The organism is Thainema salinarum CENA647 (assembly GCF_057732415.1).
In genome coordinates this window covers 5030131-5045391 of the sequence record NZ_JBYJZJ010000022.1, presented here as the reverse complement: position 1 = coordinate 5045391, position 15261 = coordinate 5030131, and the positions used below count along the sequence as shown (strand labels likewise).

At 51.0% G+C, this 15261-nt stretch carries 15 protein-coding genes; 8 read left to right on the top strand and 7 right to left on the bottom strand.

From position 1 onward, the window contains the following. Positions 1 to 2 precede the first annotated feature (2 nt). Positions 3 to 728 (top strand): glycerophosphodiester phosphodiesterase family protein, encoded by a 726-nt coding sequence (locus AC286M_RS28850; RefSeq protein ID WP_488207663.1) that lies wholly within the window; start codon positions 3 to 5, stop codon positions 726 to 728. A gap of 85 nt (positions 729 to 813) precedes the next feature. Here the strand turns inward: AC286M_RS28850 and AC286M_RS28845 are convergent, their stop codons facing one another. Beyond that, a complete protein-coding gene (locus tag AC286M_RS28845) occupies positions 814 to 1812 on the bottom strand; it encodes a stage II sporulation protein M (protein ID WP_488207662.1) in 999 nt (332 codons plus the stop codon). A 273-nt stretch (positions 1813 to 2085) separates the two neighbouring features. Here AC286M_RS28845 and AC286M_RS28840 point away from each other — a divergent pair, with 273 nt between their 5' ends. Together AC286M_RS28840 and AC286M_RS28835 are read left to right on the top strand one after the other, a co-directional pair. Further along, positions 2086 to 2670 carry a Uma2 family endonuclease gene (locus AC286M_RS28840; protein ID WP_488207661.1) on the top strand — a complete coding sequence of 195 codons (585 nt, stop codon included), beginning with the start codon at positions 2086 to 2088 and terminating at the stop codon, positions 2668 to 2670. 118 nt (positions 2671 to 2788) lie between these two features. Continuing rightward, positions 2789 to 3163, top strand: a complete 375-nt coding sequence (locus AC286M_RS28835; RefSeq protein WP_488207660.1) for a hypothetical protein — start codon at positions 2789 to 2791, stop codon at positions 3161 to 3163. Here AC286M_RS28835 and AC286M_RS28830 read toward each other — a convergent pair. Continuing rightward, positions 3160 to 3921 (bottom strand): DUF2062 domain-containing protein, encoded by a 762-nt coding sequence (locus AC286M_RS28830; protein ID WP_488207659.1) that lies wholly within the window; start codon positions 3919 to 3921, stop codon positions 3160 to 3162. The genes AC286M_RS28835 and AC286M_RS28830 overlap by 4 nt on opposite strands. A gap of 144 nt (positions 3922 to 4065) precedes the next feature. On the opposite strand from AC286M_RS28830, the gene mnmE reads away from it, so the two are divergent. Next, positions 4066 to 5448: a tRNA uridine-5-carboxymethylaminomethyl(34) synthesis GTPase MnmE gene (gene mnmE / locus AC286M_RS28825; RefSeq protein ID WP_488207658.1), complete on the top strand. Its 1383-nt coding sequence runs from the start codon at positions 4066 to 4068 to the stop codon at positions 5446 to 5448. A 97-nt stretch (positions 5449 to 5545) separates the two neighbouring features. Here the strand turns inward: mnmE and AC286M_RS28820 are convergent, their stop codons facing one another. Beyond that, on the bottom strand, positions 5546 to 6229 hold the full coding sequence (locus tag AC286M_RS28820) for a hypothetical protein (RefSeq protein WP_488207657.1): 684 nt from the start codon (positions 6227 to 6229) through the stop codon (positions 5546 to 5548). Between the two features lie 585 nt (positions 6230 to 6814). On the opposite strand from AC286M_RS28820, the gene infC reads away from it, so the two are divergent. After that, positions 6815 to 7351: a translation initiation factor IF-3 gene (gene infC, locus AC286M_RS28815; protein WP_488207656.1), complete on the top strand. Its 537-nt coding sequence runs from the start codon at positions 6815 to 6817 to the stop codon at positions 7349 to 7351. A gap of 392 nt (positions 7352 to 7743) precedes the next feature. On the opposite strand, the gene AC286M_RS28810 is transcribed toward infC, so the two are convergent. From AC286M_RS28810 to AC286M_RS28795, 4 genes are all read right to left on the bottom strand, one after another. Continuing rightward, the gene (locus AC286M_RS28810; RefSeq protein ID WP_488207655.1) at positions 7744 to 8235 is read right to left on the bottom strand and encodes a DUF4383 domain-containing protein; all 492 of its coding nucleotides are present in this window, start codon (positions 8233 to 8235) and stop codon (positions 7744 to 7746) included. A gap of 76 nt (positions 8236 to 8311) precedes the next feature. Further along, a complete protein-coding gene (locus AC286M_RS28805; protein WP_488207654.1) occupies positions 8312 to 9235 on the bottom strand; it encodes a sulfite exporter TauE/SafE family protein in 924 nt (307 codons plus the stop codon). Beyond that, positions 9232 to 9792 (bottom strand): rhodanese-like domain-containing protein, encoded by a 561-nt coding sequence (locus AC286M_RS28800; protein WP_488207653.1) that lies wholly within the window; start codon positions 9790 to 9792, stop codon positions 9232 to 9234. Before AC286M_RS28800 ends, AC286M_RS28805 begins: the two co-directional genes overlap by 4 nt. A gap of 32 nt (positions 9793 to 9824) precedes the next feature. Continuing rightward, a complete protein-coding gene (locus tag AC286M_RS28795) occupies positions 9825 to 10529 on the bottom strand; it encodes an MBL fold metallo-hydrolase (RefSeq protein WP_488207652.1) in 705 nt (234 codons plus the stop codon). 316 nt (positions 10530 to 10845) lie between these two features. On the opposite strand from AC286M_RS28795, the gene AC286M_RS28790 reads away from it, so the two are divergent. From AC286M_RS28790 to AC286M_RS28780, 3 genes are all read left to right on the top strand, one after another. Then, entirely contained in the window at positions 10846 to 13503 is a 2658-nt protein-coding gene (locus tag AC286M_RS28790; RefSeq protein ID WP_488207651.1) for a DEAD/DEAH box helicase, read from the top strand. A 260-nt stretch (positions 13504 to 13763) separates the two neighbouring features. Next, complete coding sequence (locus AC286M_RS28785; RefSeq protein ID WP_488207650.1) at positions 13764 to 13910, top strand: hypothetical protein; 147 nt, start codon at positions 13764 to 13766, stop codon at positions 13908 to 13910. 357 nt (positions 13911 to 14267) lie between these two features. Beyond that, positions 14268 to 15224: an RNA polymerase sigma factor, RpoD/SigA family gene (locus tag AC286M_RS28780; protein ID WP_488207649.1), complete on the top strand. Its 957-nt coding sequence runs from the start codon at positions 14268 to 14270 to the stop codon at positions 15222 to 15224. The last annotated feature ends 37 nt before the right edge of the window (positions 15225 to 15261 follow it).

Here is a 15261-nt window from a genome sequence, read left to right as displayed (position 1 = left end):
ATATGGCCTGGTTTAAAGATCAACCGATTGCCCATCGCGGCTACCACAATAATGGTTCGATTCCAGAAAATTCACTGGCAGCCGTCGAAGCTGCGATCGCACCTGGATATGCCGCTGAAATTGACATTCACCTGCTCAAGGATGGCAATATCGCCGTTTTCCATGACGATACCCTCGACCGCATGACAGGCGTATCCGGCAACATCACCGACCAGGATGCCGAATCGCTCAAACCGCTGCGTTTGGGCAATACGGATCATCCCATTCCGCTGCTTGAAGAGGTGTTGACCGCAGTCAACGGAGCCATCCCGCTGGTGATCGAAATTAAAAGCAAAGGCAAAGACAGCGTCGGCCCGCTGGAAACGGCACTAGCAAAAAAATTGGCCGATTATCCTGGTGATTACGCCATCCAATCGTTCAATCCTTACACCCTGGCCTGGTTTAAACAACATCTGCCAAACGTGCCGCGCGGCCAGCTCTCCGGCAACTTCGCAGGCGAAGATTTGGCCTGGACGAAGAAACTGTTGCTTAGCAACTTATTGCTGAATTCCGTCAGTCAGCCCGCCTTCATCGGCTACGACTTGAAAGCGCTGCCCCACGTCGCCCCTTTCCTGAACAGTCGGCTATTCGGTACGCCCATTGTCGCCTGGACAATTCGCAACCCAGACGATTACGAAAAGGCAAAACGTGTAGCCGACAACGTTATTTTTGAGCTGATTGTCCCGTAGATATAGCGGTAGCCATGTTGGTTAGGACATTTTTGTGGCGCGGCGGAGCCGCGCCACAAAAATGTCCGTGTTCTAACCTAGCTGACTACAGCTGTATTTCACCAGGTCGCCGTTGAAAATACACCATCAGCGCAATAAAGATACCTGTTCCAGTAATGTATTTCACTACGTCTGGAATGAGCGGACTGGGCGAAAAGAACCCTTCGATCACCCCTGCAATCACTAGCATTGTGACCACGCCATAAACCAGCTTGGCCGCCTTTAGTCCATAAAACCGCAGTGCCTCAGCCCGCCGATAGCGACCGGGAAATAGGATACTGCGTCCCAGCAGCAACCCCGCTCCACCCGCCAAAAAAATTGCAGGCAGCTCCAGCGATCCGTGAGGAAAAACAAAGGCCCAAAACGGCGTTGCCAAATTCGCCTGTCCCACCAGCGTGCCAACTGAGCCAATCAGCAACCCATTCATAAACAGCAGAAAAACCGTAAAGCTCCCCGGCGGCGTAATGATCGGCACCTGTGGAATGTACATAGTGATGCCGCCAAAAATGGCCAGAAACGACACGCGGATATTGTTGACCATAATTTGGCTAGAAGCCAGCGGCTCCATCCCCAGAATTGACCCCATCCACAGTTCCTGATCCTCCTGCACTTTATCAATCAGCCAAGGGGGCACAACCGTCGCCATAAACGCCGGATCTTGCCAGGAAAACCACCAGCCGATTAGCCCACCCAAGATAAACAGTGCAGTTGCGATCGCACTATAGATCCACGTTTCCCGTACAATCGCTGGAAACCCGTAGTTATAAAACTCCACCACCGCCTGCCAGTCCTGCTTGCGTGACCCTTGGTAGATCTGGCTGTAACCCCGTGAAGTCAAGTTTTGTAGCTGCTGAATTAGCGCCTTGCTGAGTTGGTTGGTTTGCGCCCGCGCCAAATCCGCCGATACCGAACGATATAAACTCGCCATCTGCTTAACCTGATCGGTGCGGAGCGACTTTAAACCTTTCTTTTCTGCCTGCTTCAGCAAGCCATCCAACTGCTGCCAACTCGGTTCCCGCCGCGCAATCCACCGTTTAACGTTCATACCGTCCGCTTTGTCGCTATTTCGTCGTTATCTCGTTGTGATTGATTGGGTCATACAATCCTCTCTGCCTAAGATAGCCTGTCCTGTTCTGCCGACACTGAAGACGAAAGGGTTTGCAATAATGCAGTTAGTTGCGTAACTCGTAGATTGGGTTGAGCAACGCAAAACCCAACGATTACAACGGTGTTGTGTTGAGGCCCACAGGTTCAATACCAACCGACAAAAGCAAAATTGAGTATTCGGAAAAAGTGCGATCGCAGTGGAGAACCAAAAATGATCCAACTACACGATCAACCCGTTCAAGATCAGCGAATTATTCAACCAGGGCGAACTTGGGCACAGTTCAAGCTGATTCAGCAAGGTTTTGCCAATTCTCCAGGCGTGCGGCTGTTTTATTACGATGGGACGGTTGAAATTCTGATGCCAGGGCGTGAGCATGAGCTGTTTAGCGCGGTCATTGCCTTACTGTTAGGCATCTTTTTTGTCGAAAATGAAATTGAATTCGAACCGACGGGTTCCATGGATCAGGAAAAAGCGGGAGAAGCCTTTGTTCAAGCCGATCAGTCTTACTGCATTGGCTCATCTAAACCGATTCCTGACCTGTCCATTGAAGTCGTTTTTACGAGCGGCGGCATTAATAAACTGGCTCGATATAAAGTGCTCGGCGTTCCCGAAGTCTGGTTTTGGGAAGATGGCACATTTAGCCTTTATCACCTACGAGACGGAGACTATCAGCCAATTACCCGCAGCGCACTACCTGGCCTCGCCAATCTAAATCTTGAGCTGTTGGCTCGATGTGTGCTGATGGCACAAACCTCTCGGCTCGAGGCTGTCAAAGCATTTCGTCAAGGTATTTAGGTCTGCAAAAAATATAGTTCACCTGAACTATATTTGGGTTATAATCGGAGTATAAAGCAGTACAAGATTACCATTCCGTTTTTACTGCTTTGACTGCCGTTCATTCTCGATCAGCACAATGGCTACTTATCCTGTCCGACAGTCGCCTGTCACCCTTGCTGCACCTGCTCCCCGGTGGGAAACCATTCGCTTCCGTCGCGCAAAAGATAGTAAAGGCTGGGCGTTGCTGGGTATTCCGCACCAGATTTATCCCATTGTGGCAACTCGTCTATTTGAGCAGCGAGCGAAGCTGATTCAAAAGCATGATGCCGATGAGTTTGTCAGCATTTTGTTTGAAGCACCTGCTACGCTGGCCGCCAAATTAGCGCTGGCGTTTCCGGCTCCTCCCGGTTGTGAAGTGCTCAAGATTGCACCGAATGGCGATCGCGTTTTGTCCGGCAAGGCCGCTAATTCTAAAAAAGCATTGCAACAGGCAATGGATTCGGCAGCTTAAGAATTCATCGAATCTCTGTCGTGCCTGGTGGCAGAATGCATGTGGCGCAGATGGCGACGATGGCGGCGACGATGCTGAAACTTGCGTGTTAGACGAACTCCAAAGAAATAACTAATCACTGACACAACTAGCCCAACCATTGCTGAACCAATCATTAACGTCAACAGAATGTCTGCCCCCATCGTTTTGATCGTAGACCACGACTGGAGGTCAGCATCTAACACGTCATCCAAGTTGATGCCTGTGATAAACTGGCCAATCCATAGGTTGAAGGCATAGATTGGCACGTAGGTTAGCGGATTGCTGACCCATGTTCCGGCTGCGGCTGTAATTTTGTTGCCGCGCAGGATAGCTGCGATCGCAATTCCAATTAGCGTCTGAAAGCCAAACAGGGGAAAGCAACCTGCAAACACCCCTGAAGCCAGTCCCCGTGCCAGAGCTTCTGGCGTGCTTCTCAGCCGAATGAAGCGGTAGTAGAAATACCGAATCCGGCGCGACCAGCTCCGTCGTGTGGAGTGGAAGCGGGATCGATAGGGTTTATCCTCCAATGGCGGCATCGTTGAGCGAGGGTTTGGGGGTGTGATATTAGGTGTGCGGATGGGCTGGAGTTTGGAAGGCCGCGACTGTTGCGATTCCGGTGCGACTTGTGATGGTTGAGCATCCGCAGTTGGATAGTCTCTCCCTATTTTAGATTCAGTTTCTAATCCCTCATTCATAGCCAGCATTTGTTGAACGGTGTGAGGAGGCTGTGCATTCACGGCAAATTAGCAGTAGCTTCTGTCACTATATTAAGGGTTACTCTACTTGCGTCGATTGGATTGGTTAGCAATTCGCGAATCCTCAAGAACGCATCACATTCTTGATCCCTGGCCTCATCTACTGTTGACTTCTCTGGAAACCCCATGACTCAATCGCTGCCTCAACAAGACACCATCGCTGCGATCGCAACTGCGGTTGTGCCGCAGCAGGGCAGTGTGGGCATTGTGCGGTTGTCCGGTGCAACCGCGCAGGAGATTGCCCATAAGCTCTTTCATGTGCCCGGACAGCAAGCTTGGGAAAGCCACCGGATTCTCTACGGCACCATTCGCGATCCGAACACGCAGCAGGTTGTTGATGAAGCATTACTACTGTTGATGCTGGCCCCCCGCTCCTACACGCGAGAAGACGTGGTGGAATTCCACTGTCACGGCGGCATTATGGCTGTGCAGCAAGTTTTGCGTTTGTGCCTGACTGCTGGGGCACGACTGGCGGAACCCGGTGAGTTTACCTTACGCGCCTTTCTCAACGGTCGGATTGATCTCACTCAGGCCGAAGGCATTGCCGATCTCGTGGGGGCGCGATCGCCCCAAGCCGCGCAAACGGCGTTGGCAGGACTTCAAGGTAAACTAGCCCAGCCGATTCGCACCCTCCGCTCCGCCTGCCTCGACCTGCTGGCTGAAATTGAAGCCCGCATTGATTTTGAGGATGATTTGCCTCCCTTAGACGAAACGTTTGTTCAGCAACAGCTAGACCATGTTCTAGCCGAAACAACTCAAATCCTCGCCACCGCCGATCAGGGCGAGCTGCTGCGAACCGGATTAAAAGTGGCGATTGTCGGTCGTCCCAATGTCGGCAAATCGAGCCTACTCAATGCCTGGAGCCGCAGCGATCGCGCCATTGTCACAGAGCTTCCCGGAACAACTCGCGACGTGGTGGAATCGCAGCTCGTCGTGGGCGGCATTCCCATTCAAGTACTAGACACCGCTGGCATTCGAGAAGCCACTGACCAAGTTGAGCAAATTGGCGTGATGCGATCGCAGTCTGCCGCCCAATCCGCCGACCTCGTTCTGTTCACCATCGACGCGCAAACAGGCTGGACACAGGATGACCAGGTCATCTATGAAAAAGTCAAGCATCGCCCGCTGATTTTGGTACTCAACAAAATCGATCTGGTTGAGCAACCGCCTGCCATTGATCTCACTGAACCTATTCAGCGCGTCGCCACCGCCGCCGCTGAGCAGCAGGGTATCGATAAGCTGGAGCAGGCCATTCTCTCCGTCGTACAAACGGGAGGGCTGACTGCCGCTAATCTCGACGTTGCTATCAACCAACGTCAGGCTGCCGCTTTAACCCAGGCTCATCAAGCGCTCCAGCGAGTTCAGCAGACGATTCAGGAACAGCTACCGCTCGATTTTTGGACAATTGACCTCCGTGAAGCCATCCGCGCCCTCGGCAGCATCACGGGTGAAGAAATGGCCGAATCCATGCTGGATCAAATCTTCAGCCGATTTTGCATCGGGAAATAACACCTGTTCAGCCCCGAAATCTTTCGTAGGGGCGGGTTTAGCCGATCAATGGTCGCCACAGACCCAAATTGGTCAACAAAACCCACCCTTACAGGGATTACCGCATTCCAAACACCAAAGAGCATTCTCCTCGCCAGAACGCTAGAGAATTCTTCCGCGTTTGACAGCGAGGCCAATGCTGCAAGTGTTGTTCTCTTTCCATTACAGACAAATGGTCAAACCCGACAAATGGCTCTAGGCCCAGACCCAAACATAGATGATTCAGTACGTCCTGAAACGGTTCGGTGTGTCCTGGTCGGCCTATGTATGCATGGGCGTATTCATGAGCGACCACGCAAATCCAATCGGCAGGATCGACGCGCCCCACATCAATCAGCATCGTAATCGGATCAGTAAAAATGTTGCACAGGCCATCTAGCCCTAACTCTGAAGCCAATGGTGCCGCCAAAATGCGAATATCGGGCCGATCATGCGGCTCAAAGCACTGATGGCAGGCGTGGAGATAGGCATTGAGCAGCAGATTGATGCCGTAGATATGTTCACCAATCCACTCACAGACTCGAATGCGCTGCGCCATTGCCTGTCCTGGATCGATCATGTCCGGCGATAACGCTTGCGATCGCACCCTTGCCAAATACTCAAAACCGACCTCAAACCAGTCAGCATCAGTGACTTGCTGATTGGACACTGGCGGATCGGGAATTTGAGAAGTGTGCTGAAGAATGATTGGGTGGGTTGTCGATAAAACAGATGGAACTGGAACGGGACTGGAGTAACTCAAACGCCTGAATCTCGAACGAACGACAGTGTTAAAAGACCGTTGTAGCGGTCAGCAACTTTATAGTTTGTAATAAATGCGTCAATCTGTCGCTATTTCAGGCTTTTGTCGGCATTTGTGGACATGAAACGATTGAGCCGGTTTAGCTGGAGCATATTTTGCCCACAACGCAGGGCAATTTGACCTAACAAGGCATTGGGCAGCAGCAAGTTTTATGTATTCGGGATCTATGCAACGTTTAGCTAAAAAACTCAACATACGTTGATGTTCAGATCGCCCATTCTGCTATGGATAGAATATCTTTGGAGAAAGGCATCCTATCGTCAGACTATCGTCAGAAAACTTGGGGTTACAACCTGAAGTTATTCAGTCGATCAGGTGTGGATAAAATGCAGGTGCAATTCAGTAGAATAGTCTTCTCTCGATTTACCTGTGTTGTTCCCTAATTGCTGCGATCGCAGTTTCCACCGCTCAGCATCTGCTAACGGTTGGAGCAACTGAAACTCGCAGTAATGACCTAACTGGAGCCTTGCGCTTGACCCTGTTCTTTATCTAAATCTTGTTAATTTACAGTCGGTATCACTGCTAATGCGTCCTACGACGAAATCTAATCGCAATTTACCCGCCATCAACAATAACATTCGGTTTCCGGAGATCCGCGTCATTGCTGCTGATGGTGAGCAGCTTGGCATTATGACTCCTAGGGAAGCATTGGGTATCGCTGAAGAGCGCGAACTTGACTTAGTTCTAGTCAGCGACAAGGCGAATCCGCCCGTTTGCCGCATCATGGATTACGGCAAATACAAGTTTGAGCAGGAAAAACGAGCCCGCGAAGCTCGTAAAAAGCAGCATAATGCTGAAGTCAAAGAAGTGAAGATGCGCTACAAGATTGACGAGCACGACTATGAAGTGCGCGTTAAGCATGCCAAGCGCTTCCTCAAAGCGGGCGACAAGGTCAAAGCTACCGTCATGTTCCGAGGTCGCGAAATTCAGCACACGGATCTGGCTGAAAAGCTGCTGATGCAGATGGCCGCCGATCTGGAAGACATGGCTGAAGTTCAGCAAAGGCCCAAGCGCGAGGGCCGCAACATGATGATGCTGCTGGCTCCCAAAAAGTCGAACTAAGGTCAGTATTGTTGAATAAACAAAATGAATAAGCAAAAGGCGATGTGTGCAACGCATCGCCTTTTGTTTAGAGATGGGTGAATGGGTAGATGGGTAGGGATTGCTGATTTTAAGTATGAATTGTGATGTGGGGGCACCGCCCCCACATCACAATTCATACCCAGATTAAGCAACGCCGATGGGTGGATGGGTAATAGGGTGACAGGGTGATCATGTGATGGAGTAGGTTGGCTTTGTCACACCATCACATGATTACTCATGCACTCATCCACCCATCTAAAGCCTTTCCAGCTCTTTAAAGCAATTCCGGTGAAAGCTCTACCAAGTAGAGCTTTCACCGGAATCAAAGTTGTTTTTTATGATCTGATTAGGTACAAATCAGAGTCGTATGATTACGCACCGGAAGAAGAAGCTTCTTTAGCAGCGCGTGCGTTGTCTTCTTCGTCAATCACCAGTTTCCGTACATCAGGGGTGGCGATAAAGCCGAAGTAAACTGCGATCGCAGCGGTTGCAGCGTGCAGGAACACATCACTACCGTAGATGGGCACGAGGCCAAACATAGTGTTGGTGTAAGGGAACAGACCCAAAACCGTTAGTAGGCCGTAGAATACAGCCAGTGATCCGGAGTACCAGCGGGAGGTATCCCAGGAAATTGAGGCGGCAAAGCCGATCACACCAACAGTCAGGTGAACTAAGTTGTGGGCGATGTTAACGGGGAAGATGCCCAGCAGATAGCCGTACCCTTGTTCAACACCTGTAATGGATACGTAGTCAGGAATGTTAGCTGGGGCAGATACGAAGGCGGGAATGAATCCCATGATGCCCACGAGCATATAAACGATACCGATAATCAGCGCAAAATTTTGTGCTGGTTGTCTTTTCATTTTCATAAAGATGACTCCTTAACTGAAACTAAGTCTCAGCTTTAAGATTAGTCACACTTATTAATAATCTCCTCCTCTACAGAAGTAGATTCGATTCGCCTGACTGCGCCGTTAGGAGAGTTTGTTCTGAGGCGGGCGATAGAGTCGAAGTTGTTTGCGATCGCAGAAAGCTATGGCGGTTTTGTACCAAAATCAGCGCAGCGACAGCTAGCAAGAAATAGCCAAAGCTTTTTTGCAGTTGCTTGGCCGAAATCCGCTGTGACAGATAAATCCCGACGACCATGCCAATCCCGGCAGCAAGCGTAAAGGACACCGTCAGCGGCCAATTAATTGACACATGGCCCAAGTAGCCCAACAATCCGGCGACCGAATTCAAGAAAATGATCAGCAGTGAAGTTGCGATCGCATCTCGCATTGGCACTTTTGCCAGCAGAACCAGCGCTGGAACGATGGCAAATCCACCGCCTACACCCACTAATCCCGTCAGCACTCCCACTGCTAATCCTTCAGTCAGCAACCATAGCCAGCAGTAGCGACAAACAGGCTTGGGATAAATGGCAGGCAATGCCGCCGCCGTATTCAACGAGCCATGCACAGCCGATGATGACAAATTAGGAACTGTACTCTGTTCCGCTCTGGCCGTTTTCCAAATCATAAACACAGCCGCCACCAGCATCAGCGCCGCAAATAGCAGCATTTGAAAGGTTTCGCTGACCAGCGGCAAGCTCGCGATCCGGGCACCTGTAAATGCACCCACCATTGTGGCAGAGCCAAAAATGAGCGCTATCTTAAGCCGTACTCGACCCTTACGCCAGTGGGGAATGGTGCCTACCAGTGCGACTGATCCAACGGTAATCAGCGTCATTGCGATCGCAGATTTGGTCGGCACGCCCATCACATAAACCAGGACGGGCAGCGCCAAGACCGAACCCCCACCCCCCAGCAGCCCCAAGCTGATGCCAATACAAACAGCCAGCACATATCCAATCAGGCTGATCATCCGTTTGCTCCCTGCTGGTTATAGGGTAGTTTGGCCAGCAGCATTCCCATGGCGCAGGTATTGGTAATGCCCGCAAAGACCAGTCCAGCTCCAACAAAGCCACTCAAGATCAACCACCAAGGTGAAACGAACGCGCCGAGTACCGTACCCGTGAACACCAGCGTTCCGGCCACAATTTGAATTTGGCGAAATAGGCTGATCGGCGCTTTGCGATCCACTTGAACGGGATAGCCCGCCGCTTTCCAAGCGAGCAAACCACCCTTTAAATGAGCAACATTGGTGAAGCCAGCCCGCAACAGATCACGACCCGCCAATTCAGATCGATTTCCCGATCGGCAGTACAGGATAATCTCAGACGGTTCGTCATCTGGATCTAGAACTTGGGCGGGTTTGAAGTCCGATAAGGGAATATTCTCGGCCTCGGCAATGCGCTCTCGCCGATATTCACTCAGTTCTCGCACATCAATCAGCCGCACCGCCTCGTGATCGAGTTTGTGCTTCAGTTCGCTAGCGCTAATGGAGAATACCGTTTTGGAATAAGTTGAAGTTTGAGTCATTTCAGTATCTAAGGGGGAGAGAGGGGTAAAAATTAAGCCGTTGTTAGGGCGGCCACCTTGCCGCAGCGTTCATTGGCGGGTACGGCTTCCATGATTTTTTTCGGATTGGGCAAGTTCAGGTTGTTCATAAACTCGATGAACTGCTCGCGATCGCGACCGACAAAGCGAGGGTTCCACTGTTTCTCTTCGCCAATTGTGGAAACCATATGTCCCCGATAGTCATGACCGGGATAAACCCAGGTCTCATCCGGCAGGGTAAATAGCTTATTCATGACAACGTCATACATCAGCCCAGCGTCACCGCTTTGGAAGTCGGTGCGACCACAGCCGCGAATAAACAGCGCATCTCCTGTAAACAAATGAGTGCCGTTGACTAGATAGGCCATGTGGCTGTCGGTGTGACCCGGAGTTGCGATCGCATCTACGCGAATCGAACCCAGTTGCAGCACTTCGCCATCTTTCATGAAGCGATCGGCACAAACGGCTTTGGCATGTTCCGGCACAATTCCCTGACAGCCTTCTAGCTCGCGCAGTTTGCCTGTGCCCGTAACGTGATCGGCATGAATGTGAGTTTCCAGACAATACTTCAGGGTTAAGCCGAGTTCGGAGAGCAATGTGCGATCGCGGTCTACTTGCTCAATGACCGGATCGATCAGCAGCGCCTCTTTCGTAGCCGGATCAGCGATCAAATAGGTGTACGTACTGGTTTCGTTGTCAAACAGCTGGCGAAACAGCATTGTAATTGCTCCTTATTGGGTTTCAAAATCCCGAATCGTTGTTTGCAAAGCGAATAAACCGCCTGTGCCCAAAATTAAAACTGGTTTGACTTGCGGATTCGGTATCAGTACCAGCAAATGCTGCATCATAAGCACGCTGCGCCGATAACCGCATATTATTAAATTACTATATAGTTATTTAATAGTCAATAGGGTGATGAGATTAGGGAGAGGAATCTAGATCATTCAAGCCGAACAGTCAGCCTACCGCCTAAAAATCCGAGGCGTGGCACAATGAAGGGAACTGCCTCCGACTCCCATTAGCAGGATTTTCTGTGTGCTTGATCTAAAAACGCTATTTCCCTTTGAACTCGACGATTTTCAACAACAAGCCATTGACGCCATTGACAACAACCGATCGGTCGTAGTCTGTGCGCCGACCGGATCGGGCAAAACGCTCATTGGGGAATACGCCATTTTTCGGGCATTGGCACGGCAAAAGCGGGCATTCTACACCACACCGCTTAAAGCTCTGTCGAATCAAAAACTGCGGGACTTTCGCGCTCAGTTTGGGGAAGAACAGGTTGGACTCCTCACAGGTGATGTGTCGATTAATCGCGATGCGCCCATCTTGGTGATGACCACTGAAATTTTCCGCAACATGCTCTATGGCACGCCCATTGGTGAAGTGGGTACGTCCCTACAGGATGTGGAAGCGGTGGTACTAGACGAATGCCACTACATGAACGATCGCCAGCGTGGCACCGTTTGGGAAGAATCAATTATTTACTGTCCGCCGAATGTGCAACTGATTGCGCTCTCGGCCACAATTGCCAACAGCGAGCAGCTTACGGACTGGATTGATCAGGTTCATGGGCCAACGGAGCTAATTTATTCTGAATTTCGGCCTGTACCGCTGGAGTTCAGCTTCTGCAATCCCAAAGGGCTGTTTCCGCTGCTGGATTCCAAAGGAAAAAAACTGAATCCTCGCCTCAAACCGAAAGGCGGTAGCCGCGATCGCGGACGATCTCGCCAAGGTAAATCAAGCCGTCCGGAAGCACCGAGCCTGCCATTTGTCATCAGCCAGCTTGATCAGCGGGATATGCTGCCTGCGATTTACTTTATCTTTAGCCGCCGGGGTTGCGATCGCGCCGTCAGCGACGTGGAGCATCTCAATTTGGTCAATCCGGCTGAGGCGAGATTGCTGAAGCAGCAAATTGATGAGTTTTTGGCTCGTAATCCCGAAGCCGCGCGTGAGGGACAAGTTGAACCGTTATACCGAGGTATTGCCGCTCATCACGCCGGAATTTTGCCTGCCTGGAAAGGGCTGGTCGAAGAGCTGTTTCAGCAGGGATTAATTAAAGTGGTTTTCGCCACGGAAACGCTGGCGGCGGGTATTAATATGCCGGCCCGCACGACGGTCATCTCTAGCCTGTCCAAGCGTACCGATTTGGGTCATCGACTGCTCAATCCCTCGGAGTTTTTGCAAATGTCGGGTCGGGCCGGACGACGCGGTATGGATGTCGTTGGCTATGTGGTGACCGTGCAAACTCGCTTTGAAGGAGCACCGGAGGCATCCTACTTGGCAACTGCTGGAGCCGATCCGCTGGTCAGCCAGTTTACGCCCAACTACGGCATGGTGCTAAACCTGCTGCAAACCCATACGCTGGATGAAGCTAAAGATCTGGTCGAACGCAGTTTTGGCCAGTACCTAGCCACTCTCCATCTCAGTCCCCAGCGAGTTGCGATTGACGACATCAAATCGGAGATCGAATACAACCGCTCAATTTTGGAGTCTGTGAATGAAGATGATTTGGCGAGCTATGCCAAACTGCAGGGGCGGCACCGGGAAGAAAAGCGACTGCTAAAAATCTTGCAGCAGCAGGCGGAAGACGTGCTGACGCAGGATTTACCGCTGGCGCTTTCTTTTGCGATCGCAGGCACGGTTCTTAGCCTACGCGGCAAAAATGTCGCCAGCATCGACGCAATTCCTGCCGTTTTGGTGATGAAAGTACCGGGTTCAGGCCAATTTCCTTATCTTATCTGCCTGGGGCAAAATAATCGCTGGTACGTGGTTCACGTAAAAGACGTGGTGGGTTTACATAGTGAGTTTCCACGCATTGCCGCGGTTGACTCGCTCACACCTCCAGAAGATATGCCCGCTAAGCCTGGACAGCAGCGAAGTGGTGATGAGACGACAGGTGCGATCGCAGAGCAGATTCCCACCCCGACGCCACCGTATGAGACTGCCCCCGAAGTGGTGGAACAGGCGGAACGCTTGCGAGCGGTGGAAGCTGAGATGGCACAGCATCCAGCCCGCGAAATTGACAATCCCAGCTATTTTCTTAAGCGGCAAAAGCGTCTGCGGCGGCTGGAGCAAGACCTGCGCGATCGCCAAAGCAAACTGGATAACCTCTTGCACCATAACTGGCAGGAGTTTCTGAATCTAATTAAGATTCTGGAAGCCTTTGGTTGCCTCATAGATGATAAGCCCACCGAAATGGGCGAAATCGCGGCTGCCCTGCGAGGAGATAACGAACTCTGGCTGGGATTAGCCGTTGCATCTCGGGAACTCGATCAGCTAGCTCCCCACCACTTTGCAGCAGTGTGTGCGGCACTTGTCACCGAAATCTCGCGCCCTGATAGCTGGACTCACTATAAGGTCTCGCCCGAAGTCGAAGATGCGCTCGGCGGACTGCGCGGCATTCGTCGCCAGCTCTTTCAACTTCAGCGCCGCTATCAGATTGCGCTACCCGTTTGGCTCGAAACTGAAATGATTGGCCTAGTCGAACAGTGGGCACTCGAAACCGACTGGTCTGAACTCTGCTCCAATACCAGCCTGGATGAAGGCGACGTTGTGCGAATGCTGCGACGCACGCTCGATTTTCTATCTCAGATTCCCCACGTCCCCCACATTTCAGATCAGCTCCGCACCACCGCCCGTCAGGCCAGTCGCTTGCTCGATCGCTTCCCAGTAAATGAAACGCTTGAGTAAATAATGAGATTTACAAAATTCTCAGTAAACGATTGACGTAACTTTACATCAGGCGTTTGTGAATGTCTGTTGAGGCTGCTCTTGGAGAGGTGGCCTCATCTATTTTGTTGCCCATGATGCAGTTATCTAAAGGCGCGACGTTTACGCTAGCATCAGACTCAAGCTTTGCGGCTAGTACATTAAATCTTCACAAAGAGGGATTCAGCTCCTCTCATTAATGTTACAATCGTTAACATATAAACCCTATTTCTTGAATTTTTATGACACATGACGCAATAACTCTGATTTTAGCGATCGCAACTGGCGTCGCTCTCTACAGCGAGCGGCAGCGCAATCAGGCCGAATCGCGATCGCAGGAAGAGGCCGTTCGCATCCCTGTGCGGACTGACGAGCACCTGCCTCGTTAAAAACATTTGAAAATCAAGTGTGGAAACGGAATTTAGAGGAGCAGGTTCAGTGAGGAATTAGTTACAACCGCTGTTGGGTTGCGAACTACTACCCGCTTTTGGAACCTCTCCTCCTCTAGACTGATTCAGAATCCGGTAGCAAAATCTCAAAATAATTTTTGTGAATGGTGTGTAGCACATACCGTTCATCCAAAATTAGATCCAGTTTTGCTCACAGATTCAGCAATCATCTTTCACCATTTATTTAGCTTTCAATAGCTTCCATCGCTTCGCTAAAAAGTTGTTATTGATTTGGCAGATGCCCATTTGGGTTTACCCTGCTTTATTTTTAAGCCCCTTACACCTGATCTTGATGCTATGCGAACCGCTCAAACATCTACAGATTTAGTCCGGACTTATCTGAAAGAAATCGGACGCGTTCCGCTCTTGACCCATGAGCAGGAAATTCTCTACGGCAAGCAGGTTCAGCGATTGATGACCGTTGAAAGGGTCAAAGAGCAGCTGACTGAGCAGCTAGACCAGTCCCCTAATCTCCAGACCTGGGCAGAAGCCGCCAAGCTCTCTGTTGATGAGTTGGAGCGCATCGTTGCTGAGGGCGAGATCGCCAAGCGCAAGATGGTTGAGGCAAATTTGCGTCTAGTTGTGTCTGTGGCGAAAAAATATATCAAGCGCAATGTTGATCTGCTTGATCTGATTCAAGAGGGCACAATCGGTATGCAGCGTGGTGTTGAAAAGTTCGATCCCACTAAGGGCTATCGCTTTTCTACCTATGCTTACTGGTGGATTCGCCAAGCGATCACTCGTGCGATCGCAGAAAAGAGCCGCACGATTCGATTGCCGATTCACATCACCGAAAAACTCAACAAGATCAAGAAAGCTCAGCGGCAGTTGTCACAAAAGTACGGTCGGGCCGCTACAGTTGCCGAGTTAGCTGAAGAGTTGGATCTGACAACCAAGCAGGTGCGCGATTACCTGTCCCAATCTCGCCAGCCGCTGTCTCTCGATCTGCGAGTCGGCGATAATCAAGATACGGAGCTGGGCGATCTGCTGGAAGATGATGGCATGTCTCCCGAAGAGTTTGCTACTCAATCGTCTCTGCGGGCTGATCTAGAAAATCTAATCGCCGAGCTTACACCTCAGCAGCAAGAAGTGCTGCGGCTACGCTTTGGTCTAGATGATGGCAGCACAATGACGCTGGCTAAAATTGGCGACCGACTCAGCATCAGTCGTGAGCGCGTTCGCCAAATTGAACGCGAGGCGTTAACTAAGCTACGCAAGCGCAAAGCAGATATGCGAGCTTATCTAGCTAGCTAGTTCATTCTCCAACCCAACAGAAAAAAGGCTGGTCGTG

Coding starts and splice junctions, on each gene's coding strand:
- AC286M_RS28850 (WP_488207663.1), top strand. CDS start 3: ATGGCCTGGTTTAAAGATCAACCGATTGCCCATCGCGGCTACCACAAT.
- AC286M_RS28845 (WP_488207662.1), bottom strand. CDS start 1,812: ATGAACGTTAAACGGTGGATTGCGCGGCGGGAACCGAGTTGGCAGCAG.
- AC286M_RS28840 (WP_488207661.1), top strand. CDS start 2,086: ATGATCCAACTACACGATCAACCCGTTCAAGATCAGCGAATTATTCAA.
- AC286M_RS28835 (WP_488207660.1), top strand. CDS start 2,789: ATGGCTACTTATCCTGTCCGACAGTCGCCTGTCACCCTTGCTGCACCT.
- mnmE (WP_488207658.1), top strand. CDS start 4,066: ATGACTCAATCGCTGCCTCAACAAGACACCATCGCTGCGATCGCAACT.
- infC (WP_488207656.1), top strand. CDS start 6,815: ATGCGTCCTACGACGAAATCTAATCGCAATTTACCCGCCATCAACAAT.
- AC286M_RS28810 (WP_488207655.1), bottom strand. CDS start 8,235: ATGAAAAGACAACCAGCACAAAATTTTGCGCTGATTATCGGTATCGTT.
- AC286M_RS28805 (WP_488207654.1), bottom strand. CDS start 9,235: ATGATCAGCCTGATTGGATATGTGCTGGCTGTTTGTATTGGCATCAGC.
- AC286M_RS28800 (WP_488207653.1), bottom strand. CDS start 9,792: ATGACTCAAACTTCAACTTATTCCAAAACGGTATTCTCCATTAGCGCT.
- AC286M_RS28795 (WP_488207652.1), bottom strand. CDS start 10,529: ATGCTGTTTCGCCAGCTGTTTGACAACGAAACCAGTACGTACACCTAT.
- AC286M_RS28785 (WP_488207650.1), top strand. CDS start 13,764: ATGACACATGACGCAATAACTCTGATTTTAGCGATCGCAACTGGCGTC.
- AC286M_RS28780 (WP_488207649.1), top strand. CDS start 14,268: ATGCGAACCGCTCAAACATCTACAGATTTAGTCCGGACTTATCTGAAA.